The 26,196-nt window shown below is 39.6% G+C and carries 18 protein-coding genes; 7 read left to right on the top strand and 11 right to left on the bottom strand.

Annotated features, from left to right (window positions below; translation table 11 throughout):
• The first annotated feature begins 145 nt into the window (after window positions 1–145).
• The 3 genes from AC27JR_RS02510 (at window position 146) to AC27JR_RS02500 (ending at window position 7,707) form a co-directional block, all read left to right on the top strand.
• Window positions 146–1,000: a S1/P1 nuclease gene (locus tag AC27JR_RS02510; RefSeq protein ID WP_487172686.1), complete on the top strand. Its 855-nt coding sequence runs from the start codon at window positions 146–148 to the stop codon at window positions 998–1,000.
• Window positions 1,001–1,043: 43 nt separating this feature from the next.
• Complete coding sequence (locus AC27JR_RS02505; RefSeq protein WP_076919695.1) at window positions 1,044–4,250, top strand: TonB-dependent receptor; 3,207 nt, start codon at window positions 1,044–1,046, stop codon at window positions 4,248–4,250.
• A 328-nt stretch (window positions 4,251–4,578) separates the two neighbouring features.
• Window positions 4,579–7,707, top strand: a complete 3,129-nt coding sequence (locus AC27JR_RS02500) for a TonB-dependent receptor (protein WP_487172685.1) — start codon at window positions 4,579–4,581, stop codon at window positions 7,705–7,707.
• Window positions 7,708–7,755: 48 nt separating this feature from the next.
• Here the strand turns inward: AC27JR_RS02500 and AC27JR_RS02495 are convergent, their stop codons facing one another.
• Window positions 7,756–8,187 carry a MarR family winged helix-turn-helix transcriptional regulator gene (locus AC27JR_RS02495; protein ID WP_487172684.1) on the bottom strand — a complete coding sequence of 144 codons (432 nt, stop codon included), beginning with the start codon at window positions 8,185–8,187 and terminating at the stop codon, window positions 7,756–7,758.
• Window positions 8,188–8,339: 152 nt separating this feature from the next.
• Here AC27JR_RS02495 and hmgA point away from each other — a divergent pair, with 152 nt between their 5' ends.
• Both hmgA and maiA read left to right on the top strand, forming a co-directional pair.
• A complete protein-coding gene (gene hmgA, locus AC27JR_RS02490) occupies window positions 8,340–9,641 on the top strand; it encodes a homogentisate 1,2-dioxygenase (protein ID WP_487172683.1) in 1,302 nt (433 codons plus the stop codon).
• Window positions 9,642–9,648: 7 nt separating this feature from the next.
• On the top strand, window positions 9,649–10,275 hold the full coding sequence (gene maiA, locus AC27JR_RS02485) for a maleylacetoacetate isomerase (RefSeq protein ID WP_487172682.1): 627 nt from the start codon (window positions 9,649–9,651) through the stop codon (window positions 10,273–10,275).
• Between the two features lie 40 nt (window positions 10,276–10,315).
• On the opposite strand, the gene AC27JR_RS02480 is transcribed toward maiA, so the two are convergent.
• Both AC27JR_RS02480 and AC27JR_RS02475 read right to left on the bottom strand, forming a co-directional pair.
• Window positions 10,316–12,973 (bottom strand): PKD domain-containing protein, encoded by a 2,658-nt coding sequence (locus AC27JR_RS02480; protein WP_487172681.1) that lies wholly within the window; start codon window positions 12,971–12,973, stop codon window positions 10,316–10,318.
• A gap of 117 nt (window positions 12,974–13,090) precedes the next feature.
• On the bottom strand, window positions 13,091–13,321 hold the full coding sequence (locus AC27JR_RS02475) for a TIGR02647 family protein (protein ID WP_487172680.1): 231 nt from the start codon (window positions 13,319–13,321) through the stop codon (window positions 13,091–13,093).
• Window positions 13,322–13,425: 104 nt separating this feature from the next.
• Between AC27JR_RS02475 and AC27JR_RS02470 the strand changes: the two genes are divergently transcribed.
• Both AC27JR_RS02470 and AC27JR_RS02465 read left to right on the top strand, forming a co-directional pair.
• A complete protein-coding gene (locus tag AC27JR_RS02470) occupies window positions 13,426–13,728 on the top strand; it encodes a DUF1496 domain-containing protein (RefSeq protein WP_008464344.1) in 303 nt (100 codons plus the stop codon).
• A 97-nt stretch (window positions 13,729–13,825) separates the two neighbouring features.
• Window positions 13,826–14,134 carry a VF530 family protein gene (locus AC27JR_RS02465; RefSeq protein ID WP_008464342.1) on the top strand — a complete coding sequence of 103 codons (309 nt, stop codon included), beginning with the start codon at window positions 13,826–13,828 and terminating at the stop codon, window positions 14,132–14,134.
• Between the two features lie 41 nt (window positions 14,135–14,175).
• Here the strand turns inward: AC27JR_RS02465 and AC27JR_RS02460 are convergent, their stop codons facing one another.
• The 8 genes from AC27JR_RS02460 to AC27JR_RS02425 form a co-directional block, all read right to left on the bottom strand.
• Complete coding sequence (locus AC27JR_RS02460; RefSeq protein ID WP_487172679.1) at window positions 14,176–15,804, bottom strand: diacylglycerol kinase family protein; 1,629 nt, start codon at window positions 15,802–15,804, stop codon at window positions 14,176–14,178.
• Between the two features lie 315 nt (window positions 15,805–16,119).
• A complete protein-coding gene (locus AC27JR_RS02455) occupies window positions 16,120–16,740 on the bottom strand; it encodes a TetR/AcrR family transcriptional regulator (protein ID WP_487172678.1) in 621 nt (206 codons plus the stop codon).
• A 136-nt stretch (window positions 16,741–16,876) separates the two neighbouring features.
• A complete protein-coding gene (locus AC27JR_RS02450) occupies window positions 16,877–18,286 on the bottom strand; it encodes an efflux transporter outer membrane subunit (RefSeq protein WP_487172677.1) in 1,410 nt (469 codons plus the stop codon).
• Window positions 18,286–21,417, bottom strand: a complete 3,132-nt coding sequence (locus AC27JR_RS02445; RefSeq protein ID WP_248527063.1) for an efflux RND transporter permease subunit — start codon at window positions 21,415–21,417, stop codon at window positions 18,286–18,288. The genes AC27JR_RS02450 and AC27JR_RS02445 overlap by 1 nt, the downstream gene beginning before the upstream one ends.
• A gap of 11 nt (window positions 21,418–21,428) precedes the next feature.
• Complete coding sequence (locus tag AC27JR_RS02440; protein ID WP_487172676.1) at window positions 21,429–22,592, bottom strand: efflux RND transporter periplasmic adaptor subunit; 1,164 nt, start codon at window positions 22,590–22,592, stop codon at window positions 21,429–21,431.
• A 218-nt stretch (window positions 22,593–22,810) separates the two neighbouring features.
• Complete coding sequence (paeA, locus tag AC27JR_RS02435) at window positions 22,811–24,100, bottom strand: polyamine export protein PaeA (protein ID WP_487172675.1); 1,290 nt, start codon at window positions 24,098–24,100, stop codon at window positions 22,811–22,813.
• A 120-nt stretch (window positions 24,101–24,220) separates the two neighbouring features.
• Complete coding sequence (locus tag AC27JR_RS02430; protein WP_487172674.1) at window positions 24,221–24,922, bottom strand: substrate-binding periplasmic protein; 702 nt, start codon at window positions 24,920–24,922, stop codon at window positions 24,221–24,223.
• Between the two features lie 97 nt (window positions 24,923–25,019).
• Window positions 25,020–26,129: an arginase family protein gene (locus AC27JR_RS02425; RefSeq protein ID WP_055011940.1), complete on the bottom strand. Its 1,110-nt coding sequence runs from the start codon at window positions 26,127–26,129 to the stop codon at window positions 25,020–25,022.
• Window positions 26,130–26,196 lie beyond the last annotated feature (67 nt).

Here is a 26,196-nt window from a genome sequence, read left to right as displayed (position 1 = left end):
CCATCAAAGTTAAAGCATTGATTTTAATTAACTTTAAATAAGAAAGTATGAATTTTATTGAGTCCTTTCTATCAATACAAAAAATGAGGACAATTGACCTTATAAGCTTTTACAAATTAGATATCACACTTACTAGGATGCCTCGATGCAGATAAATGTAAAATATTCGCTTTCATTAACACTTTTAATTAGTGCAATATTTGCAAGCACAGACTGTAATGCGTGGGGGCAAAACGGCCACCGCGTTGTTGGAAAAATTGCAGAGTCGCACACAAGCGAAACCACCAAAGCTGCACTTATTCCTTATCTTAACGGTGAATCTTTAGCACAGGTTTCCACATGGCCAGATGAAATGCGCTCTGCACCAGGTGATTTTTGGCAAAAAAAGTCATCACGCTGGCACTATATTAATGCAGATGACAATGCAAAATTTAGCTTTAACCACGACCACACTGAACATAAAGAATCAGTAACAAACATATTAGAAGGCATTCACTATTCAATTCAAGTATTGAAAGATGATAAAGCAAGCCTTGCAGCAAAGCAGTTTAGTTTACGTTTTTTAGTGCACCTAGTCGGCGACAGCCATCAACCATTTCATGCAGGTAGAGCTGAAGATAGGGGCGGTAATCGCATTAAGGTTTCTTTCTTCAACCAACAAACCAATCTTCATAGCTTGTGGGATACTAAGCTAGTAGAAAATGAAAATTTATCTTTTACTGAATATGCTCAATTTATAAATACCAACAACAGCGAACTAATTAGCGAGTATTTACATAGTACGCCAACAAGTTGGCTTGAAGAGTCACATAACCTTGCTTTACAAATATACAAATCAACAGATGAGAATATTAGCTACGACTATATTTTCACTAACACCCCTATTGTGAAAACCCGCTTGCAACAAGCGGGAATTCGCTTAGCTGGATTGTTAAATACATTATTTGATCCTACTAACAAAAAATCAAAAATGGCTTTAACACAGCAAACCAAAAAATAAATTCAGTTTCTAACTTAAATCATCTAAATGGGAAATCAACATTATGACTAAGCTTCGCCTTTCGAAATTAACTGGAGCAGTAATTCTTGCTCTAGGAGTTTCAACAAGCGCTATGGCTGCTGACACCTCGTCTGCAATGCGTGGTAAAATAACCACACCTTCAGGTGCGAGCGCTGCAAACGTTAAAATTAAGGTCGTTCATCAACCTACCGGCACAATCAGTGAGCTAACCACCAATGAAAGTGGTACTTTTATTGCGAATGGTTTACGTGTTGGTGGACCATATACAGTGATCATCGACTCTGATACGTTTAACGATACCACCGTTGAAAACATCTTTTTAAACCTTGGCGAAACTTACCGACTAACGTCGCAATTAGCACCACTCAATATTGAAAAAATTGAAGTGTCTGGTTATAAAATTGTCCAACAATCGGGTGGTTCTAGCAGCACGTTTGGTGAAGATACCATCAACAACATGCCTAGCTTTAATCGTGACATTAAAGACATCGCACGTTTAAACCCGCTTGCGAGTATTAATGGCAGCGGTGAGCTAACTTTTGCCGGCAGCAACCCACGTACGAATGGTTTAACCGTAGATGGTATTGGCCAAAATGACGACTTTGGTTTAAGTTACGGCGGCTACCCTACTTCGCAACCTCCGGTAGCCCTTGATGCAATTGAGCAAATATCTGTTGACGTTTCTCCATTCTCAGCATCTAAAGGCAACTTTGGTGGTGGTACTATTAACGCGGTAACTAAGTCAGGTACTAACGAACTTAAGTTTTCTGGTTTTTACGAAACATCAACACCAGATATTGCTGGCGATGTAGACAGTATTTCTCAAGTGTTTGCTGATAACCGCCCTGTTTTAGATGACGATGGTCACCGTACATACATTGTTGAACAAGTAGAACCTAACCAAACTGAAAAACGCTACGGTTTTAATGTTGGCGGACCACTTATAGACGATACCTTATTTTACTTTGTTAACTACAACAAATGGTCTAGCGAACTAGATTTAGACTATGGCTTTGAAGGTTCAGGCGCAACCAACGAATACGACGTTAGCGAAGAAAGCTATAACCGTTTCCTTAATATTCTAAATAACGAATACGGCTTAACAGACTCTCTTGGTGGCGACCCTAAAGACACCAACGAAACATTACTTGTAAAATTAAGCTGGAACATTGCTGATGATCATCGCTTAGATTTTACCTATCAATGGCAAGATGACAAAGATGAAACAAACTTTGGTACTGGAGGCACATCAGTTCAGCTTGCATCAAGTCGTTACACATACGCAACCAAGTTTAATAACTTTGCTACCAAATTATACTCGGATTGGAACGAAGACTTTTCAACTGAAATCGGTATTGCATACAAAGATGTATCATCAAGAAGCTTAACAAATTCTGATATTGGTAGTGTTAAAGTTGAAGAGTATTTCCGTGGTCCTTCTTATGAATTTGGCACCGATGAGTTTCGCCATGCCAATAGCTCAGCAACAGAAAACTTAACACTTTCTCTTGATGCCACTTATTTAATGGACGAGCATGAAATAAACTTTGGTATGCAATATGAGTCGTTAAATTTATACAACCTTTTTGCAGCTAATTCACTGGGTTCATGGGAGTTTGATAACTTTAATGGTTTTGAAAACCGTGAAGTAGGCAACTTCAGAGGCGAGTATGACTTTAGTTACAGTAATGCTTATACAAATAACCCGAACGATACTGCTTACGATGCAACTCGTAATCAATTAGCGCTTTACATTGAAGATACTTTTTATGTTGGTGATGATTTAGAAGTAACGGCAGGTGTTCGTTATGAGCGTTTATCTTCTGATGATAAACCAACACTCAATGAAAACTTTTTAAGCACCTATGGTTTTAGTAACCAAGAAAACCTAGATGGTTTAGATATCATCCTACCGCGTATTGGCTTTAAGTATTACGCAACTGAAGCGTTAACAGTTAACGGTGGTGTAGGCCGTTTCCAAGGCGGTATTCCTAACGTTTGGTACAATAACTCATTCCAAAACGATGGCATTACATTTGTAGATGCACCACAGAGCGTTATTGACGATTACTATGCTAATAATCAAGCTGATATCACTCAAGTACCAGACGCTATAAAAGGTTCTTTAGTTCAAGGTGCGGGTAGTACAAACTATGTTGACCCAAATTTTGAACTACCGTCAAGCATCCGTGCACAACTTGGTTTTGAATACGACTTTGATTCTGAATTACTGGGTGAAGGCTTTAAATGGCAAGCAGAAATTGCTTATCATAAAAAAGAAAACGAAGCTGTGTGGCATAACACTGCGATAAAACCTGTGGGTGTTGCAGCCGACGGCGAGCGTGTCATTTATGAAAGTATTTACAGCGGTGATTTAGCTGATAACTTTGATATAGCAATGACTAATTCAGCAGAAGACGGTCGCTCTGTTATTATTTCAACAGCACTTGCTAAAGAGTGGGAAAATGGCCTTTATATTTCAGCAAGTTATGCACATCAAGATGTAACAGAAGCGTCTTCAGGTTCTTCATCACGTGCACAAAGTAACTATCAGTACAATATCACTAAGAGCCGAAATGAAGACTTTGCTGCTCGTGGTGCATATGAGGTTGAACATAGCTTTAAAGTTAACTTAGCGTATAACACTGAGTTCTTTAGTGGCTATGCAACCAAGTTTAATGTTTACTTTGAACGTCGTTCAGGTCGTCCATTTAGTTATACTATGGGTATGTTCAGAAATGGTGATTTAGGCGACTCTCGTGACTTTAACTCGAGTTCAGCTTACTTAGCATATATTCCTACAGGTCCAGAAGATGCAAACGTAAATTGGGATCGTTCTAGATTGTCATGGGAAGAGCTTGAAACCCTATTAAACCGTGCGGGAATTTCTGAGCGTGGTCAAATCCTAGACCGCAATTCAGGTACTCAGCCATGGGTTACCACTATGGATATTAGCGTTAAACAAGAAATCCCTGGTTTTGCAAAAGGTCATAGCGGTGAGGTTTACTTTATGATTGATAACTTTGCAAACTTATTAAACAGTGACTGGGGCGTAGAAAAACGCCTAGGTTTCTCAGACCAAGCTGTTTATGACCTTGCTGGCTTAGATGATGATGGACGTTACATCATCAATGCTAGATACAACGGCGCTGATGTTCGTAACTACAGCCGCTATCAAACTAGCTCGTCTGCTTGGCAAGCTAAAATTGGTGTAAGCTATAAGTTTTAATATATAGCCTGTACATCAAAAACTCTTAAAATTAAAAAAGCCATTACATACATGTAATGGCTTTTTTTTTTGGAAAAAATAATTTTTCATCTGTTTGTCATAAAAACTACTTACTATCTGCTCGGTAAAATATTGAAGCATAGATAAAATGCTAAATTTCAAAAATAAAGTGTTTTATAATAAAAATATTACAGTTGTATTTTATTTGTAACAAACAAATGGGGTACACTATGTAAGTATTTTGGGTTAAGTGTATTTTGCGGTCGCTTAATCCAAAATTAAAATAAAAAAGCTATTAAAAGTTTATTTAACTACACGGGAAAATAAAATGAAAATTCAACTTCGCAAAACAGCTCTGTCACTTGCTATAGCAGCATGTGTTGGTGTGAGTGGTGCTGCAATTGCAAACGAAACAACTTCTGCAATTAAAGGTCAAATAAAAGGGCCAAATGGTAACCCTGCTGCAGGAACTAAAATTACTATCCTACACGTTCCTTCAGGCTCAGTTAAAACAACCGAAGTAAATGACGCTGGCTACTTTACTGCTAAAGGCCTTCGTGTTGGCGGTCCTTACAAAGTAATCGTAGACTCAGACATCTACGCTGACCAAGAGTTCAATAATATTATTTTGAACATTGGTAGCGACTACCCAGTTAATACTTCACTTGAAAATATCTCAGATATTGAACAAATTGTAGTAACTGGTCGCCCTATCAGCACTATGTCTGGTGGTACAGGTCCTGCTTCAACATTCACGTTAAGCGATCTTGAAAATCAACCAGCTATTAACCGTGATTTAAAAGATATTATTCGTATTGACCCTCGCGTTGCTATCGATGATAGCCGTGGTTCAATCAACTGTGGTGGTGGTAACCCACGTTTTAACAGTTTAACCCTTGATGGCGTTCGCATGAACGATAACTTTGGTTTAAGCTCAAACGGTTACCCTACAATTCGCGCTCCATTCTCTTTTGATTCAATCGAGCAAGTAGCAGTAGAATTAGCACCATTTGATGTTCAATATGGTGGTTTCACATCATGTAACATCAATGCGGTTACCAAATCTGGCGGCAACGACATTCACGGTGGTGTATTCTACGATTACACTAACGATTCAATGAAAGGCGACAAGATTGAAGGTAATGACGTTGATAACGGTGATTACAGTGAAAAACGTTATGGCTTTAACGTTGGTTTACCGCTAATCAATGATACGCTTTTCTTGTTCACCTCTTACGAAAAACTTGAAGGTGTTAAACAGTTTAACTATTCATCTTTAGTATCGTCAGCTGACATCGAGCGTATTAAACAAATTACACGTGATGTTTATGGTTACGAAGCCGGTGCAACACCAGCAAGCTCACCAGTAGAAGATGAAAAAATCTTAGTAAAATTAGACTGGAACATCAACGATGATCACCGTGCCAACCTAATTTATAACTACAATGATGGCTTTACTTTATCGCAATCTGATGCAGATGGCGATGAGCTAGCATTTGACAGCCACTTTTATGAGCAAGGTGCTGAGTTTACTTCAATCGTTGCATCACTTTACTCTGATTGGAACGACGATTTCTCAACTGAAGTTCGTTTAGGTAAATCAGAGCTTGATGCTCGCGTTCAATCTTTAGACGCAGCAAGTGGTTTTGGTGAATTCCAAATCAGCACTGATGACGCTACAGTATATGTAGGTCCTGATGATTCTCGTCAATCAAATGATTTAAACTACGACACTACTACAGCTAAATTTTCAGGTACTTACTACCTTGATCAGCACACGATTACCGCTGGTTTTGAGTACGAAAAGTTAGAAGTATTTAACCAATTCGTACAACACACAGAGGGTGAATGGCGCTTTGCATCAATCGATGCGTATGAGCAAGGTATAGCCAGCGCAGTATTTTACAATAATGCCGCAGGCACAAACGATCCAACAGATGCAGCTGCTAACTTCGCTTATTCACAAAATACATTCTATGTACAAGATGAATACAGCTTTTCAGATATCGATGCATCATTAACATTTGGTCTTCGTTACGATAGTTATTCAAGCGATGATAAACCTACTTTCAACCAAAACTTTACTGATCGCTACGGTTTTAGTAATCAGTCAACGTTTGACGGTATTGATTTAATTCAACCACGTGTAGGCTTTGAATGGTTTGCAACGGATGAACTAGAAGTGCGTGCAGGGGTTGGCTTGTTCTCAGGCGGTAACCCAAATGTATGGCTATCTAACTCTTACTCAAATGACGGCATTACTAATATCAGTGCTCATCAATTTGGTAGCGTAGATTTATTCGCTCCTGAAAATGTTACAGTTACGGGTGCAGGCCCAGGTTTTGATATTCCAAAATCTCAGTTTGATAAAGTCGCTAACACGCCTATCGGTTCAGGTGACGGTACAGTGAATGCTGTTGATCCTAACTTTGAAATTCCATCAGAATGGAAATATTCATTAGGTGCAACGTACACTACTGAAAACGATTATGTAATTGCTTTAGATTACCTTTACACTGATAAGCGCGACGCTGCAACATTGCAAGATATCGCACTTCGCCCTACTGGTGAAGTAAGCTTTGATGGCCGTCCATTGTATGAATCAATTGAAGGTCGTGATGGCGAGCTATTATTGACTAATGTTAACGGTGATAGCGGTTCATCATCAATTATTTCAGCTGCAGTAAGTAAAGCGTTTGATAACGGCATAAGTATGCAGTTCTCTTACGCTTACACTGATGCTGATGATGTAAACCCAATGACTAGCTCTGTGGCCAGCTCAAACTACGGTAACTTGGCAACATCAAACCCAGGTAACCCTGGCGTAGCATCATCTGATTACGAAATCCCACATCGCTTTACATTAAACCTAGGTTACAAGCACGAGTTCTTCGATGGTTACAACACTCGCTTTAACCTATTTGGTGAAGCATATAAAGGTTTACCATATAGCTTTACCTACAAGAGTAATCGCGACACAGGTGCTGGTGACATTCAATTTGGTGACGACAATTCAAATGGCGCACGTCAATTATTGTATGTACCGCTTGAAAACGATCCTAATGTTGTTTACAACATGAGTGCTGATGAAATCAATGAGTTTAACGACTTTATCGCATCTGAAGGTCTTAAACGTGGTGAAATCACTGGTCGTAACCAACAGAACTCTGATTGGTTCGTTAAATTTAACTTTAAAATCACTCAAGAAGTACCTGGCTTTATGGACGGCCATAAAGGTGAAGCATTCTTCGTAATCGATAACTTAACGAATATGTTAAACGATGACTGGGGTGTATTAAGAAAAGGTTCTTTCGTGGGTAATAAGATGGTTGAAGTAAATATTAATGACCAAGGTCAATACGTTTACTCAAACTTCAGTGCACGTAGTGCTGAACAATCTGTACAACGCGATGCCTCTTTATGGGAAATGCGTGTAGGTGTTCGTTACACGTTCTAATTTGATTAGCTAAATCAGTGAATTTAAAAGCCCACTTTGTGGGCTTTTTTATGCCTGTAATTTATTTTTTAATTTATCAAAAATAGCGATTAACTGGCGTTGTTCATCATCTGACAGGCAGCTTAATAATGCTTGCTCCCATTGCAATGCTTGTGGTGTTATTTTTTTATATAAAGCCATGCCCTTATCACTTAACATCAAAAATGCAGCACGCTTATCATGCTTATTTAACTCGCTATAAATAAGCCCTTCACCTATCAGCGCTTTTACCGCTCTTGATACCGTTGATTTATCCATATCTGCTTGAGTACATAACTGCTTTGATGTGCTTTGGCCTAATTGCGCTAAATTAGCCATTATTCGCCACTGCGGAATTGTTAAATCAAACTCTTTTTTATAAATGCTCGAAAAATCGTTACTTACCTGTGTTGCTAAGTGCGTTAATTGATAGGGCAAAAATGTCGTTAAATCTATTTTCATGTTGAATCACTTATTTATTTACACACGACTTTTATCTGTTCACTTTTATTTACAACGGTCGTAATCAGTGCATTTGATATTAGTCTCACTTGAGAGTATCTTAGCGTAAATAACAAAAATATAACACTCCCCCATTTTTACAGGAGTCAGTAATGGCGACACAATTAAACTACATGACCGGCTTTGGCAATGAATTTGAAACCGAAGCGCTGCCTGGTGCATTACCGATTGGTCAATTTAGTCCGCAAAAAGTAAAATATGATTTATACGCAGAGCAATTCAGTACCACTGCATTTACCGCTCCTCGCGCCGATAACCGCCGCACTTGGATGTATCGTATTCGCCCATCGGTTGTGCAAGGCGATTATACAGCCATAGACAATGGCTTAATTAGAACCGCTCCCATTACCGAAGTACCGACTCCACCAACCATGCTGCGCTGGGATCCAATTGATGTACCAACAAAACCTACAGATTTTGTAGACGGGCTTATCACCATGGCCGCTAATGGTAACGCTAATGGTCAAGCGGGTATCGGTATTCATGTTTATGTTGCCAATAAATCAATGGACAATCGCTATTTTTATAATGCCGATGGCGAAATGTTATTTGTACCGCAACAAGGTGAACTACTACTTAAAACAGAACTTGGGCATTTAACTATTAAAGCAGGCGAAATTGCCGTTATTCCGCGTGGTATTAAATTTCAAGTAATGTTACTAACCGACACTGCGCGTGGCTATATTTGTGAAAATTACGGCCATGCCTATGTCCTTGCTGAGCGCGGCCCTGTGGGTGCCAACGGTTATGCGAATGATCGTGACTTTCACTATCCAGTAGCGGCTTTTGAAGATATTGAGGGTAATTTCGAACTTATTGCTAAATTTAATGGCAATATGTTTCGTTGTGATATTGGTCATTCTCCTCTGGATGTTGTTGCTTGGACAGGCAATAGTGCGCCTTACAAATACGATTTGGCTCGCTTTAATGTCATGAATACCGTTAGCTTTGATCACCCCGACCCTTCAATCTTTACCGTGCTAACTTCACCATCGGGTACTGAGGGCGTTGCGAATATCGATTTTGCTATTTTCCCACCGCGTTGGATGGTGGCTGAAAACACCTTCCGTCCGCCTTACTATCACCGTAATATTATGAGTGAGTTTATGGGTTTAATTGAAGGCGTGTATGATGCAAAAGAGCATGGTTTTGTACCTGGAGGGATGAGCCTACATAATTGTATGTCACCACATGGCCCTGAAGCTGACGTATTTGAAAAAGCGTCAAACGCCGATTTAGAACCACAACGCTACGATAATACGCTGGCGTTTATGTTTGAGTCACGTTATGTAATATCGCCAACTAAATACGCATTAGAAGGTAAAGAGCGCCAAGCTAATTACACTGACTGCTGGCGCACAATCAAAAAACACTTTAATGGCAATCAAGGATAATCAGATTATGAAGCTTTATACTTATTTTCGCTCATCTGCAGCGTATCGCGTGCGCATCGCATTAAATCTAAAAAGTATTGATCATCAATTAGTGCCTGTTAACTTATTAAAATCAGAGCAGCAAAGCGCAGATTATTTGCAGAAAAATCCTCAAGGTCTCCTGCCAGCTTTAGAAACTGATGACGGCGTATTAGGTCAATCTTTAGCAATTTTAGAGTACCTTGAAGAGCAATATCCTGAGACACCATTATTGCAAGGTAATGCATGGCAAAAAGCACACATTCGCAATTTAAGTTACGCGATTGCCTGCGATATCCATCCTATTGATAATTTACGGGTGCTTAAATATTTGAGTAGTGAACTCAATGTTGATGATGAAGCAAAAAATAAGTGGTACCGACACTGGGTTGAAGTGGGTTTTGAAAAAATAGAACGCATGCTAGATAGCAAAAACACATTTTGCGCAGGCGACTCGCCAAGCTTAGCTGATGTATGTTTAGTACCACAGGTATTTAATGCCATTCGTTTTAAAGTAGATATGGCTGCCTATCCTAAAATAGCAGCCGTTTATGAACGTTGTAATGAGTTAACTGCCTTCATTGATGCAGCCCCTGAAAATCAACCTGATGCATAAAAAATAAGGGCCTAGCTAGGCCCTACTTTTTCATTATGCTTTAATAATTTGTGCTCGCTGTTTTATTTGGCGATAAAATCACTCGTTTTGTATTCTTTTTCGCATTTGAAACTCTTGATGGGGTCGTATCTGGTCTCCAATAATCTTCAGATATTTTCTCGTAAACATTTAAACGCGGTTCAAATATTATACTAGGCTCGCCAGTGCTGACAAATTGAAAACGGTCATCTAATAAAGAATAGTATTTTTCTTTAACATATAGTCGTTCTCCAGCAACACCGGGAGAAGATTTAAGTACTTCCCACTCCCTAATCCTACAAGATTTTGTCATATCATCACTACATGCGAAAGCAGAGAAATAATTAATCGATACATTAGCACCTGTTTTTTCCCACTTCACTTCAGGTCCAGAAATTTCATAATCTTCAGGTGTTCCTGTAAGCCAACTAAAATTCATGCTATAGCCGCTTGTTAGGCTAAACCCAAACATATTAAAATTATTTACATCTAGAATGCCTTCATAATAAAACTCGAGTTTCCCATCGTTCCAGTTACCCTTGCTCCACTGATTAACCATTGTTTGCCAATACATCCCTTGCTCTACTTCAACCGCAATTTCTTTAGCCGCTTCTTTATCCACTTTAAAGCCATACATCACTTCCGCAGCTTTTACATTGCCTGTATCAGAATATGCAACACTTAGTATTTGTAATTCATCATTGAGTTGGTCAATAATTTGAAATTCTTGATATTGATTATCTGGTGAAATTGCTCGTAAAATTCCATCGCTATTTATATCCCAAGTAAAAACAGCACCGTTATCTTGCAATTTACCAGTGTTATCAGAATTTATAACAAGAGGATCAAGAATAAAGCGACCAGCTACATCACTATAATGTTGTATTGCCCATGTACCATCTATATCATCCATCGAAAAAGACTTTTCGTTAGTAGAAGGTTTTTTAAATGAAATATCTGACTCGGTTTCTACCGTCATAGGTGGAGCTTGAATTAATTGGTCACCAACATAAACTGGCGTCATTTCATGTGAGGACGTTAATGCCATCCTATAACTATCTATCGTTTCACCTTCAAGTACACGAGTTAAAGTACCCGAAACTGGATTTATAATAACTTCGACTTGATATATACCTGCCGAAAAAAGTTGATCTACTTGCTCTTGGGTAAGGCCTAACGTGCCGACATCAACGCTATAATAAGACTCTTTACCATTTCCTCCTGTAAAGTCTAAAGTGATAACTCCTTCACTCAACTGCCACCTATAGTCATTCGCACCAGAAAAATGTATTTGTTTACCTGTATTGTCTGAATTAAACGTAAACTTTTCACCTCCGCGAGATAAAAAACCTTTCGCCGTTGGGAACGTTCTCACATAATAATTAGGTAAACTGGCTGCATCGACTGGTGGGGTTAATTCTGGGTCTGCGATAATCTCATCGACTGTTCTGGCAATAGCTCCTGGGTCACTTTCCTCAACCTGTGTTATTAACTCATTGTAAGCTTGTGGGTCTTCAATAAGATCTAACAGATTATCGGTACCCTCTGGTAAAGCTATTTCATTTTCAGTGACATATTTTACAACTGCTGCAGCCTCGATTAGTACGTCCGGTTCAACGCCCTTTTCAACTAAAGAAAAACTCTCTAAATCCGTTGGTGGAACGCCTTCGTTGGCAGCGGTAATAAGCGCAACAAGGGCAGTAGATACTGAGCTTAAACTGACTGTATTTGAGTTACCATCAGTCTCATTAATCATTTGTGAGGTTATGAGGGATACTGAATTTGAACTATTTGGTGTTTGCTGCTCTGAAACAGTGAGCTGAGATAAAAATGCACTATATTCCAAGGCACTATTCTGTATAGAGCTCGCGTTAACTCTAGCAAATAAGTTTGTCTCATCATCATCAGCTGAAAAAGTAAAATTAAATACACCACCTTCATCAGCAGTGGTAGTAAAATTCTGTTCGAGAAAAGATGCGCTAACTGCAGCATTACTAAATTTGTCTGAATTTATAGTGCCCGATAGAACATAATCTACATCAATGCTTTTAATAGTTACAGATTGTTCAACTATCGTAGATTCTCCATTGTCATCTGTTACAGTCATTTTAAACGTTAAAACAGTATCTTCTGAAATAGTAGGAGCGGTAAAACTAATTTGACTGGTTTCTGAATTCGCTATTACAACCGAAGGCCCTGCTGTTTGCTCCCACATATGACTGACAACAGCGCCATCATCATCAGAGGCGCTTAATGAAAGAACGGCTGCTGATTTTTCTAAAACATCGGTAAAACTTGCATTTACAACAGGTGTACGATTATTCAACAAAGAAACTGTCACTTCTTTAGAACTTGACTCAGTGCTGTCATCTGTAGCCGTCACCCTTAAAACAACATCAGTATCAGCATCAACAGCTGGTGCGATAAAAGATACTGTTGGAGTGCTTTGACCTGAGAGTGCAAGAGCTGGGCCCGAAATTTGCTCCCACGTAATACCGGTCACTACACTATTATCAGTCACTGTTGCTGTGATTGATAAATCTTTATTTTCCTTAACATCAATGGAAGAGCTAACTTGTATACTAGGAGGGGTATTTTTTTCGCTATCAGAACCACAACCAATGAGGGTAAGTGCTATTGAAGCTGTTAGGATACACTTGGGTATATTTTTGAATTTCATTTGACTTCCTTACTATTGTCAATTCAACCTGAATGGCTAGTGAATATTTATAGTAAGGAATTTAAAAAATTCAAATTAAATGTTAAAAAACTTCGTTTTGAAGACTATCACTACAAATCAACTTAACGCACTGTGTATTACAGTGACATGCTCAATTAAATCTAAGCCCAGATCAGTTAAATAACCGCCATCTGGGCTATCTATAACCCCTTTATCGAACAAACGTTGTGCTGCGCTTCGTAAGGCGGGTTCAGCGTCTGAATGAAGTTTAATTCCCTGCATTTTGCTCTCGCGTGGAAATTTTGCTAGTAGTGTAAATTCATCAATCATAGTTTGATTAAATAGCATATGTGTTCACCTTTTTATTGTTCTGTGTTTTACTGAAGTTGTCTTACTTACCCTAGCATGTTTTTTTGCTAAGTGTAGTTATTTTAAACACCTTGAGGTTATTCATGCGTTATTATTTTACTTTTATTATTGCTGTTTTATGCTTGTGTTTTTCAGCTTTAAGCTACGCAAACACAATAAAAACGCTTTCTGTTGTTGATGCTACCCAGCTTATAAACACAAACACTGAGTGCTGGTATGATAATAAACGCTATAGCGAAGGTGCCGTAGTGCAGGTTCATTCTGTTACGCTTATTTGTGCCGCAAAATACCCCCAACATAGCAACAGTCAGTTGATGTGGCTAAAGCTTGATAAGCAAGGTAACCTTATTTATCCCAAGAAGCCCTCAACCATTACCGTAAATTAATCAAGATTAACAATCTGGAATCTACCAGCCATCTCCAAACTATTAAGATGCGGCGGTATACGTTACAATACATGCAGTTTAAAAAAGCAGTGTGACTATGAATAATCAACCAAAAAACCCACTTCATGGGGTAACTTTAGAGCAAATCCTTGTTGAACTAGAACAACGTTTAGGCTTCAAAGCAATGGGCGAGCAAGTAAATATCAAATGTTTTACCGATTCGCCAAGTATAAAATCAAGCTTAAAATTTTTACGTAAAACGCCTTGGGCAAGGGATAAAGTAGAAGCGCTTTATATTCATACCATTAATAACAAGCCGTTACGTAAACCTAGAAATAAACCTAAGCAATCTGAATCTTCACAACCTGATACATCGGGTTTTGTATGGCCTTCTATTAAAAAATAAAAGGCTCAAAAAAATAGCAATGGCGTAATACATACGCCTTTCTAATCAGGTGTTTGCTCTTGGCATATTACATTTAGCGACGCAGGGTGAATGCTCACCACCACTTTATCTGCAGATTTAACCTCGCCATCAATCACGTAATTAAGCGTTTCATCTGCGCTTATTTCTACACGTTTTGCATTGGTATAATGCGAGTTAATAGCAAGATGCGTTTGCGTAATACTGCTAAACATCAGCTCTGCAATACTTAATACCGTGGTTTCATTATCTTTGTTTGGCGTTAGCCAATTTACATCCAATAACCCATCGCGGTGATCTGGTTGCCCGCCCCCTTGTGCTAATAACGTAGTGAACGGCGCAGCATTTGCCACTATAAAACTATTTGTATTGATAGCCTCAGGTTCATTATCATCGAGTTTGACCATAAGCTGTTGCGCTTTATTTTCACCAAACGAGTGTAAAAAGCCGTTTAAATAAGCAAGTTGACCTGACTTATTTTTAGACTCTCGATCTGCTTTTTCAATCATTGCATGCTCAAAGCCAATACCTATTAACAGTAACATCAAATCGTTATTGCAATACGCGGTATCTATCAAGTTTGTTTGACCATCAATAATTAAATCACAGGCTTGCTCAACAGGAATGAATTTAGATTTTATTCCCATCAATACATGAGCAAGCGCATTCGCTGTTCCAAGCGGTATTATTCCTAATCGACACGATGTACCCACCAACACACTGGCAACCTCAGTCACGGTTCCGTCTCCACCACAAGCAATAATAATATCGGGGTTGTGCTCTATGGCGTGTTTAGCCAACGTAATACCGTTTTGTTCTGGCGTAGTTTTTAAAATAGTTAAATCGTAATACGCAGATAAACGCGCAACAATTAAATGCTCTTTTTCAGACCACAACTTAGTGCCTGAAACCGGATTAGCAATTAAGTACGCTTTATTTTTTATTAGTAACTCACCTCTACGATGACGCTTAACTAAATGGCGTAATTGGCGTTTGTTAAGGTTAGCAGTTTCACGTGTTTCTTTAATTTGTGCCAGAATATCATGTACATCCGCATCTTTATTTTGACTCAATAAATACGCTGCCATAACAAACACCGAACGCCCACGCCCTAATGCACAATGCACCACAACACGACGGTCTTTCTTAATATGATGATGGATCCAGTTAATGGCTTGGTTTAACTGTGAATGTGTAGGCACACTATGATCAAGAACAGGAATATTTAAGTAATCAATATTTTCTTGGGTAGATGTCCATTCAAGCCCATCAAATTCACAAGTAACGTCCAAAATAGCGGTGATGCCATTTTCTTTTAATGTGTCTATATCTGAGGGGAACAAACGACATGCTAAAAATAGATTATCGTTTATTTGTTGAATAGGCGGTACTTTGTCGCGCTTGCGTGACCATGCATTATAAATTTGTGCACCTAATAAAAAAGGTACAAAAGCCCAGCGAATGTAAATAGGAATAACGCCATTTTCGCGTTTCCTAAATACTTTCCCAGCGTTAAAAAAATAAGCACCACTGACTAATAGTAGCGAAAGTGCGGTCCAAAAAAACGCAACTGCAAAGTAAATGGAGTTAACCGTTAATCCCAATACTATAAATACCAATGCTGTTACAAGATAACTTACTGCAGCCCACATGTGCTCTCCTTAAAGTTGTTAGCGCAAAATTAACGCTTTTAATATAGCTCGAAGATTGCAAGTAGCACGCCAAAAAGCAACTATTCTTATTTACTGTGTTTAGCTCTTTAGCGCAAGCTCACATAAAACCAGCTAAAAAAGATTAAGTTATTGATAATAAATAACTATATCTTTATTTTTGTTTTCCTGTTTTAGCAACTCAATGCTAGTCTTTATTTATGATATTGGCCATAAACTATTTTTATATAAGGCTAGCCCTTTCTTTTTTACAATAGTAAGGGTCAAATATTCATAGTAACTTAATAACTCAGTGTATTAATTATCAAATGGCATAAGTAATGTTTTCATTGCTGGACGTAGTGCAATAAGCACGGTCTCTTCTGTTAACTCAGGAAACAGCATTTTTCGTAATAACAATCCGGCCATCACTGAGAAAATCACATTAATACGGCTTTCTAATTCTTGCTCTGAATGTGATTTTATTAAACTACTTTCACTCACTAATAAGTCACGCATTCTGTTACGTGCTTGCGTGTCAGCCTCGCGCAGTAGTAAAGCGACTTTTTTATTTCTACTGGCCTCTGCCATCATGTCTAAGTCAACAACGCAGGCGCCCGTGTCCATATGACGCTGTACGCCGTGATGTAAGCCGTCGAGTAACACCGTTAAAATATCACCGGGTTGATCTTCAAATTCTTGAAATATAGAAAACATTTCCTCCATATCTTTTTCAATAATACTTTCGATTATTGCTTCTTTGCTATCAAAATAGTTATAAATATGGCCTGCACTCATGCCTGCTGTTCTTGATATTTCAGCCATACCTGCACCATGGTAGCCTTTACGACGAAAACAATCAGCAGCAGCTGTTAATACCTGTTCACGACGCGCTTGTGCTTGCACCGGATCAAGGTGTTTTTTATTTTTAGAATTCATTCAAAACTCCATTATCGAGCCAATTAACTCGAAATATTTAACGCCTACCCCTTAATAATAAAGAGGTAAGTGTTAAACGATATTGCTTTGCTACGCATGAAACTGGTGATGACTAACCGATTTTATGCGTACTATTTTACTTAACGTTTGGAGCGGTTACTGGCCACCCACCGCCAACGGCTTTGTACAGGTTGATTTGACTTGCAAGCAGCGCTTGTTGACCGGTGATCAGTTGCTGCCTTGCGCTATACCAAGTTCGCTGAGCGTCGAGCACTTGCAAAAAGCTATCGACCCCTTTATCGTATCGCGCCTGTGACAAGTCGTAGGTTACTTTACGGCTTTGTAGTAGCTGTTCAAGTGCACTTAATTGCGCATTGTAACCTTCTCTGTCAGCAAGCACGTCAGCAACTTCACGAAACGCTTGCTGAATTTTTTGCTGATACGTTGTAACAGCAACTTGTTGCTCTGCATTAGCGACATCTAAATTTGCTTGGTTACGCCCCATAGTAAAAATAGGTAAATTTACCGACGGCATAAAGCTCCACGTGCCCGATCCAGCATCAAATAAGTTACTTAAATCACCTGATGCAGTCCCTGCATTGGCCGTTAAACTAATACTTGGGTAAAACGCAGCACGCGCAATACCTATATTCGCATTTGCGGCAAATAACTGGTGCTCGGCCGCTTTTATATCTGGGCGCTGTGTTAGTAAATCAGACGGAAGGCCGACAGGTACGGCCGGTAAATCAAGTAAAGTATTCAACTCTTTGGTCGGTAGTAAGTCTTGACCCACCGTTTTACCAACTAATAAATCAAGCGCATTTTTATCACGTTTTAATAAACGCTGATATTTTGCAATATCAACCTTTGCAGTAGCTACAGTGCTTTTTAATTGCTCTAGGGTAATCTCAGAGGCAGCCCCTAAATCAACACTTTTTTGCGTTAAAGATAAAGAAGCTTGCTGCGATGACAATGTCTCTTCTGCCAAGGCAAGTAATTGTTGATCGGTCGCATAATTAAGCCACGCATTTGCCAGCTCAGAAATTAACGACACCTGCATGCTATATTCACTAAGCTGCGTAGAGTAAAGCGTTTGTAATGCTTGCTCTGATTGATTACGTACTTTTCCCCATAAATCTAACTCATAAGCAGTCATGCCTACCGTGGCACTATATTGAGAGCTAATTTGAGGCTGACCACTGGCTGATAAATCAGCTGGCAAGCGTTGACGACTTCCCGTCGCGTTTAAATCAAGTGACGGATATAAAGCCGAATCTTGAATTTGATATAAACCACGCACTCGTTGCACATTAAGTGCTGCTATTTGCAGGTCTTTATTGTGCTCAAGGCTCTGTGATATCAATGTTTTAAGTTTTTCATCATTAAAAAACTGCTGCCATTTTAATGATGAAACTTGCCCTTTGCCTGCCTCTGATGCATAAGCATCAGGGACAGGTAAATTAAGCGCTTCTTGCTGAGGAGCTAACTGACATCCAGATAAAATGGCTAAAGTTAAAGCACTAAAACTAATTGTTCTGACACTCATTAAACTTCCTCCTGCGAGGTGGTTTTTGCTTTACCTGAAAACAGTCTACGTACTAAAACAAAAAACAACGGTACAAAAATTACCACCAGTGATGAAGCAGCAAGTGTTCCGCCTATAATTGAAATACCTAAGGCGTTTTGAGCACCAGAGCCTGCACTCGAGGCTATTGCAAGCGGTAAAACACCACAGATAAATGCCATTGAGGTCATTAAAATAGGACGTAAACGAAGTCGTACAGCTGCAATGGCTGAATCTACCAAACTTAAGCCTTCATCCATTTTATGGGTAGCAAATTCAACAATTAATATCGCATTTTTAGAGGCAAGCCCTATGGTAGTTAATAAGCCAACTTGAAGGTAAATATCATTTGATAAGTTACCTAAGAAAGCAGCCACAACAGCCCCCAATATACCCAGAGGTACAATCATCATAACTGCAAATGGGATAGACCAACTTTCATAAAGTGCTGCTAAACACAAAAATACAAATAATAGTGAAAGACCATAAAGAAGCGGCGCTTGACCACCACTCGAACGTTCTTGGAATGAAATACCAGTCCATTCAGAGGAAATCCCATTAGGTAACTGCTTAACTAAGCGCTCCATTTCATCCATAGCCTCACCTGTACTGTAACCAGGCGCAGCACTACCTTGAATTTCCATAGCTGAAAAGCCGTTATAGCGCTCTAAACGAGGCGAGCCATATGACCAATATGAACTAGCAAACGCTGAGAATGGCACCATGTCGCCGCTTTTATTCCGCACATACCATTTATTGAGATCTTCAGGCACCATGCGCGCATCGGCCTTACTTTGCAGATATACCTTTTTAACACGGCCACGGTCGATAAAATCGTTCACATAACTACTACCCCAAGCAGTAGAAAGCGTACTGTTAATATCACCTTGTGATACACCAAGGGCTTCTGCTTTTGCAAGATCAATATCCAGTTGTAATTCAGGCATATCTTCTTGCCCGTTTGGACGAACACCTGCCAATATTGGACTTTGGCTAGCCATACCCAATAACTGATTACGCGCCTTTAATAGCTCGTCATGACCTAAACCAACCCGGTCTTGTAAAAACATATTAAAGCCGTTGGCAGTGCCAAGTTCAATAATTGCCGGAGGTGGGAATGCAAATACAAGCGCCTCTTTTATCGTTGAAAAATAGCCCATGCCTTTTCCTGCAACCGCTCCCACTGATAAGTCGTCACGTTGGCGCTCATCCCAGTGCTTTAAGCTAACAAAACCAATGGCTGAGTTTTGTCCTGAGCCTGCAAAACTAAAACCGGTAACCGTGAAAATTGAGGCAACAGCTTCAGATTGCTCTTCTAAATAATGGTTTTCTACTTTTTTAACCACTTCAAGCGTTTGCTCTGTAGTAGAACCTGCTGGCAGCATTACTTGGCTAAACAAAATACCTTGGTCTTCGTCCGGTAAAAACGCAGTAGGTAAGCTTGAAAAAATAGTGACCATACCACCGACAATCAAAACATAACTAAGCAAATAACGTTTAGAGTGCTTGATCATGCGGCCAACAAAGCCTTGTGCACCTCTATTAGTTTTATCAAAACCACGGTTGAAGCCTGAGAAAAAACGACCTATAAAGCTACCATCAGTATGCACATGACTCGGTTTTAATAACGTAGCACACAATGCAGGCGTTAAAATAAGTGCCACTAATACCGATAACCCCATTGCTGTTACCAGCGTTATAGAGAACTGACGGTAAATAACCCCTGTAGAGCCACTGAAAAATGCCATAGGGATAAATACCGCCGACAGCACCATGGCAATACCCACAAGCGCGCCCTTAATTTCATCCATAGACTTTCGAGTTGCTTCGACTGCAGAGAGTTTTTCTTCAGTCATTAAACGTTCTACGTTTTCAACTACCACTATCGCATCATCTACCAGCAAACCTATGGCCAATACCATCGCAAACATAGTGAGCGTATTAATTGAATACCCAAAGGTAAACAGAACGCCAAACGTACCTAGCAGTACCACAGGAACGGCTATAGTAGGGATAATAGTTGCTCTAAAGTTTTGTAAAAATAAGTACATAACAACAAACACTAGTACTACGGCTTCTATTAAAGTATGTACTACTTTTTCAATTGAAAGTGCAACAAAGGGAGTCGTGTCATAAGGCACAACCGCTTCAAGCCCTTGTGGGAAGAAAGGCTTAAGCTCTTCAAGTGCATCCTTTACTCCTTGTGCGGTATCAAGTGCATTAGCGCCACTGGCTAACTTTACACCGAGTCCCGATGCTGGTTTACCATTAAAACGAGCAACCACACCGTAGCTTTCACCGCCCAGTTCAACTTCGGCAACATCTTGCAGGCGAACAGCCGAGCCATCGCTGTTGGTTTTTACTAAAATATCTCTAAATTGCTCTGGTGTTTGTAATCGACTTTGTGCAGTTACAGTCGCATTAAGCTGCTGCCCAGCAAGTGACGGCATACCACCGAGTTGACCTGCTGACACCTGTGCATTTTGTGCTTTAATTGCTGCTGATACATCGCTTGGGGTTAGCTTATAGTTTTGTAATTTAGCCGGATCGAGCCAAATACGCATTGCATATTGAGAGCCAAATAACTCCACTTCACCCACACCATCTACACGTGACACAATGTCTTGCACGTTCGACGATACATAGTCTCCAATATCAATATTAGTCATACTGCCATCTTGCGACACAAAACCAACAACCAGCAAAAAGCTTGATGATGATTTAGCCACTACCACACCTTGGCGCTGTACTTCTTCAGGCAATAATGGCGTAGCGGTCGCTAACTTATTTTGCACTTGAACTTGGGCAATGTCTGGATCGGTCTCGGCATCAAATGTTAGCGTCAGTGTTGCTGACCCGCTCGACTGTGAGGTTGATGACATATATAACAAGCCATCTAAGCCTTTCATTTTTTGCTCAATAACCTGAGTCACCGAGTCTTCTAAAGTACGTGCAGATGCACCAGGGTAGTTAGCTGTAATGGTAATCGCTGGCGGCGCAATAGACGGATATTGAGCAACAGGCAGGCTTTTAACGGCAATAATACCCGCAAGCATAACCACAATCGCCAATACCCAAGCAAAAATAGGCCTATCGATAAAAAATCGTGACATAAAACTCTCCGTTATTGGCTGTTATTTGCAGAAGACTGCACAGCAGTTGCCGTAACAGGTGCACCCGGGCGAATCTTTTGTAGCCCTTCCACAATCAATTGGTCGCCATCGGCTAAGCCTTCGCTCACCAACCAATTAGCGCCTAAAGTGCGCTCTACTTTTAATACACGGCTTTCAACTGTGTTGTTTTTGCTAACAACCATAGCTGTAGGTTCACCTTTAGTATTACGGCTTACACCACGTTGAGGCGCTAGTATTGCGTCTGACTTAACACCTTCAACCACCTCAGCACGTACATACATACCTGGTAGTAGTAGCTTTTCAGGGTTTGGAAATTTAGCACGTAGCGTTACCGATCCAGTACTTGGATCAACAGTGACTTCTGAGAACTGTAATGTGCCTTTATGAGGGTATGCAGAACCATCTTCCATTATTAGCTCTACGTCGGTTTGTGTTGTAGAGTCGACACCTAAAGCACCTGATGCCAGTGCTCTTTTGAGTTTAGTTAACTCATTACTTGATTGCGTTAAATCAACATAGATAGGATCAAGCTGTGTAACTGTTGCCAGCGCGCTTGTTTGACCTGCGCTAACTAATGCACCTACAGTAACGCTTGATTTACTAATTTGGCCGCTAATTGGCGAAGAAACATGGCTATAATCAAGGTTAATTTGCGCGCTTTGTAATTGCGCTTTTGCCGTTAATAATTCTGCAGATGCCTGTTTAAACGCGGCATCAGCTTCATCAAAGTCTTGCTGGCTTACAGCTTTAATTGCTAATAATTCTTTATAACGAGACGCTTTAGATTTACTACTGGCAATACTGGCTTCTGCGCGAGCAACCGCCGCTTTACTGGCGGCTAATTCTGCTTCAAAAATGTCAGGGTTGATTTGGTAAAGTGCTTGGCCTTTCTCAACCTGAGTCCCCTCTTCAAATAAGCGTGATTGCACAATTCCACTTACCTGAGGACGAATTTCAGCAATTTGAAACGCACTTACACGACCAGGTAATTCTTTTTTAAGTGTAATTGCTTGGCTGTTTAATGTGACAACACCAACGGGTGTTGCTGCAGGAGCAGAAGCCTTAGGTTGCTCAGCTACCTGATCGCAGCCACTTAAAGCAACAGAACCAACGAGGGCTGAAAATACAAAAAAAGCGATGCGGGAACGCTGCATGTTAAATACCTTTTAGTTTAGAATGAACGATCATTCTAAACTATAGTACAACAATTAAAAATAGCTACTGAGCAACATTTACACATTTTTACAATTGACTATAGTTATCACCAAATTAACTCAAACAATAGTTTTGCTGTAGCAGTAACACCCATAAAAAAGGCAGCCAATGCAAATGCATTGGCTGCCTTTAATCAATAATTTAATTTTAGCGGCTATTATTCGCTATCAGGATTTACCCTAGAGACAAGTAACTGCTCTATACGAATGCCTTCTACATCCACTACTTCAAATTTAAAGCCTGAAAATAAAATAAACTCTGCACGTTTGGGAATATGCTTCATGGTATAAATTAAATACCCGGCCACCGTTTCATAATGGTTTTGATCAGGGAACTCATCTATTTCAAGTACCTTAGCTAATTCAACAATAGGTGTTAAACCATCCACTAACCAAGAGTTAGCATCACGCTCAATGATTAACTCTTCACTTTGATGCGTTATTAAATCACCCATAAAGCCTTTCATTAAATCTTTAACTGTCACCACCCCAACCACTAGCGCATATTCATTGACCACCACTGCAAAAGGATGAACGGCAGTTTTAAACGCATTTAGCGCTTCAGATAAGCTCAGTGTTTCTGGTAGGTAAAAAATATCTTTATCGAGCATGTCATCGTTAATATTCGCGGCTTCACCTTTAAGCACTTGGCGTAAAATATCTTTTGACTCTACCGTGCCAATTAGCTTATCTAAATTGCCTTTACACACTAAAAAGTGATTATGCGGATGCTCAATAATTTTATTAGCTATGTCATCACTCGACTCATCAATGTCAAAGTACACCACTTGCTCGCGAGGTGACATAACGCTCGATAAAAAGCGTGCTTCTAAATCAAATACATTACCAATTAAGTCATATTCCTGCTGTTGCAAGCTGCCATATTCAGCACCGGCATCCATCATGGCAACAATATCCTCAGTTGTAACAATATCCTCACGCTCACTCGGCACTTTGAAAACCCGCAATACTATATTGGTTAAACCGTTAAAAAATAATACCAGTGGTGTAAGTGCGAAAGTAACCCAGCGCATAATTGTAACTACACGCACAGCAACAGCTTCAGGTAAAATCATTGCTAAACGTTTTGGGAGCAAATCAGCAAATAATATAAACAATGAGGTAATAATTAAAAACGATAGCAAAAAGCTAATTTGCCCAAGTAACGGACCTTGATAAAATAACTGCAGTATTTCTTGCACGTAAGGCGATAATGCCTGCTCCCCAACAATCCCACCTAATATGGCAATCGCATTGAGCGTAATTTGGATCATGGCAAAAAAAGCACCTGGCTGCTCTTGCAGCTTTAATACTGCTAGCGCTTGCACATTTCCTTCGTCAGCCATAACTCTTAATTTTATTTTGCGTGAAGCGGCAATCGAAATTTCTGACATCGCAAATAACGCACTCATCAAGATTAATAAAGCAATCCCGATTAAATCACCCATTTATAACTCCAAAATAATCGCTTTTATTAGCAAAAGCAGCTGGATTATAGCCGCTTTTATAAACAGGGCAATTGATATTTAGATAATATTATTTTATTAAATTAATCAATGATTTAATATTTATAGTTGCGATTCATACAAAGCAAAGGCCGTGCTAAGTTGCTGCTTTAATTTATTAGGTAGGTTTTTGTTACACGCAAAATATAAGGGAGCTTGGCTGACGTTGATGGGCATTAATGGCTCGAGCTGTAGTTCATTTAATAAGTGGGACTGTTCATGATTTATTCTCTGTGCAGGTATTACAACCAAATCAATGCTGGAACTTCGCGCTCTAATTATTTTAAAAATATTATCAAAGCTATTAAAAAGCATTAAATTTTCGTTTTCTTTAAAGCCTTGGGAGAGTAAATAGTGGTGGCTGTAGTTATCTTTCAAAACTGCAATTCTGTATTGTTTGGCCTGTTCAAGGCTCGTTAACACAATACCTTTGCTTTTAAGGGAGTAAAAGTTAGTATCGAACTGGGCTAGTTTAGCAAACCAAACAAAACTACTTTCACGTTCAGGTGAGCGAGAAATTGAGAAAATACAGGTTTCGGGATCCCTCAATGCAATATTATATGCCATGCTCCAATCGTTGACTGAGATTGAATAGTCAATCCCCGTGCTATCAAGTACTAATCGTACTATATCGGCAGCATCACCGACTAAATTATTGTTTGCATCAAGGTACTGCGCAGGTGCAAAATTCTCTGTTACAACAGTGAGTTTAGCTGCGCAGTGTTGGCTTACAATGAGTAATAATACAAAACACCACTTAATCACAATAACCCGCTCTATTAAATTTAAGACGTCACTTTTCAATAAAAGCCAATTAAATATAGCGGGTTATTTGCAAATAGCCAATTTTTAGCTTTTGAAATTAGCGGTTCATTGCGTTAATTAAAAACGCTGAGATTTTAGCGCCTTCTCTCAGTGTCGTCTCAGAGCTTGATTGACCCACTAAAGAGCTGTCAGTAAACGGAGCTATCTCCATCATATCAGCCCCCGTTATAGGGAATTCATCAGCAATCGCTGACAAAATATCAAGTGCGTGTTGTGGCGTTAAGCCATTTTCTTCGGGTGTACCTGTTGCTGATGCAAACTCGGCATCGAGGGCATCAATATCAAAGCTTACATACACTTCATCGACCTTGTCTGCTTTTAATTGCGCAATAGCATCAGCCGCAACCGCAGCTGCGCCACGCTCTATAATTTCAGCAGCCCAATGTTGTTTTACGCCAAAAGTACTTTCCCAATGTGATTTAGGCTTGCCACTTGAGCGAATACCAAATTGAATTAAATGATGCGGCGCTGGTAAGAATTCCAAAATATGTGTACACCAAGAGCCAAAACATAAATCAATGCCTAAACGTTCTACCAGTAAGTCGGTGTGAGCATCGAAATGAATAATTGCCGTGCGTTTGCCTTGCTCACGTTTAGCTTTTAAATACGCTTTTGTTAACGGGTAGCTAATTGAGTGATCGCCACCAATACCAAAAATGCCTTTGTCTTGGAATGTCGCATAAAAGCTATCACACACATCTTCAGTAATAGATAATGGGCTCACATAATGATCGTTATTGTCATTACCGTACAGCGCTTTTTGGCAGTTGGTAATAGTGGCCTCATTTAAATACTTATCGTGCAATAAATGCGGTATTACACGTACATCACCTAAATCAAACGAGCGACATTGTGTTTGTTGATCAATCAATGCTGAGCGTAAAAATAAAGGCCCCCAGTTAGCGCCACGTAAAATCCCACCACCGCAATCAGAGCTAATGCCTAGCATTACTGCTTTGTGTGGTGAATTAGGCAGCTCGTTAAGTGAGTCACGCCATAAGACATCCACATTTTCAGTTTGCCCATATAATTTATTTCTAAGCGCTGCTTTGCGTTCTTTAGCCGTATTAACCGTAAAAACACCGTCGCCAGGCGCACATAAACAGTGTTCAACTTTATCTTTAAATGCTTGAAATTGTGTGCTCATTGTAAACCCTTTTTCAATCTGAATATCTTGTCTATTATTGAGTAGTTATGCAAAACATCGCACGCTG

This window comes from Pseudoalteromonas sp. NH0006-26 (genome assembly GCF_057552415.1).
Note: the sequence above shows the minus strand (reverse complement) of the source record. Positions and strands in the feature narration are given on the sequence as shown.

Bases quoted from the DNA above. Each gene is read 5' to 3' on its own strand.
- AC27JR_RS02455 (WP_487172678.1), bottom strand. From the start codon at position 16,740: ATGAATTCTAAAAATAAAAAACACCTTGATCCGGTGCAAGCACAAGCG.
- paeA (WP_487172675.1), bottom strand. From the start codon at position 24,100: ATGGGTGATTTAATCGGGATTGCTTTATTAATCTTGATGAGTGCGTTA.
- AC27JR_RS02500 (WP_487172685.1), top strand. From the start codon at position 4,579: ATGAAAATTCAACTTCGCAAAACAGCTCTGTCACTTGCTATAGCAGCA.
- AC27JR_RS02450 (WP_487172677.1), bottom strand. From the start codon at position 18,286: ATGAGTGTCAGAACAATTAGTTTTAGTGCTTTAACTTTAGCCATTTTA.
- AC27JR_RS02460 (WP_487172679.1), bottom strand. From the start codon at position 15,804: ATGTGGGCTGCAGTAAGTTATCTTGTAACAGCATTGGTATTTATAGTA.
- AC27JR_RS02425 (WP_055011940.1), bottom strand. From the start codon at position 26,129: ATGAGCACACAATTTCAAGCATTTAAAGATAAAGTTGAACACTGTTTA.
- AC27JR_RS02480 (WP_487172681.1), bottom strand. From the start codon at position 12,973: ATGAAATTCAAAAATATACCCAAGTGTATCCTAACAGCTTCAATAGCA.
- AC27JR_RS02445 (WP_248527063.1), bottom strand. From the start codon at position 21,417: ATGTCACGATTTTTTATCGATAGGCCTATTTTTGCTTGGGTATTGGCG.
- AC27JR_RS02440 (WP_487172676.1), bottom strand. From the start codon at position 22,592: ATGCAGCGTTCCCGCATCGCTTTTTTTGTATTTTCAGCCCTCGTTGGT.
- maiA (WP_487172682.1), top strand. From the start codon at position 9,649: ATGAAGCTTTATACTTATTTTCGCTCATCTGCAGCGTATCGCGTGCGC.
- hmgA (WP_487172683.1), top strand. From the start codon at position 8,340: ATGGCGACACAATTAAACTACATGACCGGCTTTGGCAATGAATTTGAA.
- AC27JR_RS02495 (WP_487172684.1), bottom strand. From the start codon at position 8,187: ATGAAAATAGATTTAACGACATTTTTGCCCTATCAATTAACGCACTTA.
- AC27JR_RS02470 (WP_008464344.1), top strand. From the start codon at position 13,426: ATGCGTTATTATTTTACTTTTATTATTGCTGTTTTATGCTTGTGTTTT.
- AC27JR_RS02505 (WP_076919695.1), top strand. From the start codon at position 1,044: ATGACTAAGCTTCGCCTTTCGAAATTAACTGGAGCAGTAATTCTTGCT.
- AC27JR_RS02475 (WP_487172680.1), bottom strand. From the start codon at position 13,321: ATGCTATTTAATCAAACTATGATTGATGAATTTACACTACTAGCAAAA.
- AC27JR_RS02465 (WP_008464342.1), top strand. From the start codon at position 13,826: ATGAATAATCAACCAAAAAACCCACTTCATGGGGTAACTTTAGAGCAA.
- AC27JR_RS02510 (WP_487172686.1), top strand. From the start codon at position 146: ATGCAGATAAATGTAAAATATTCGCTTTCATTAACACTTTTAATTAGT.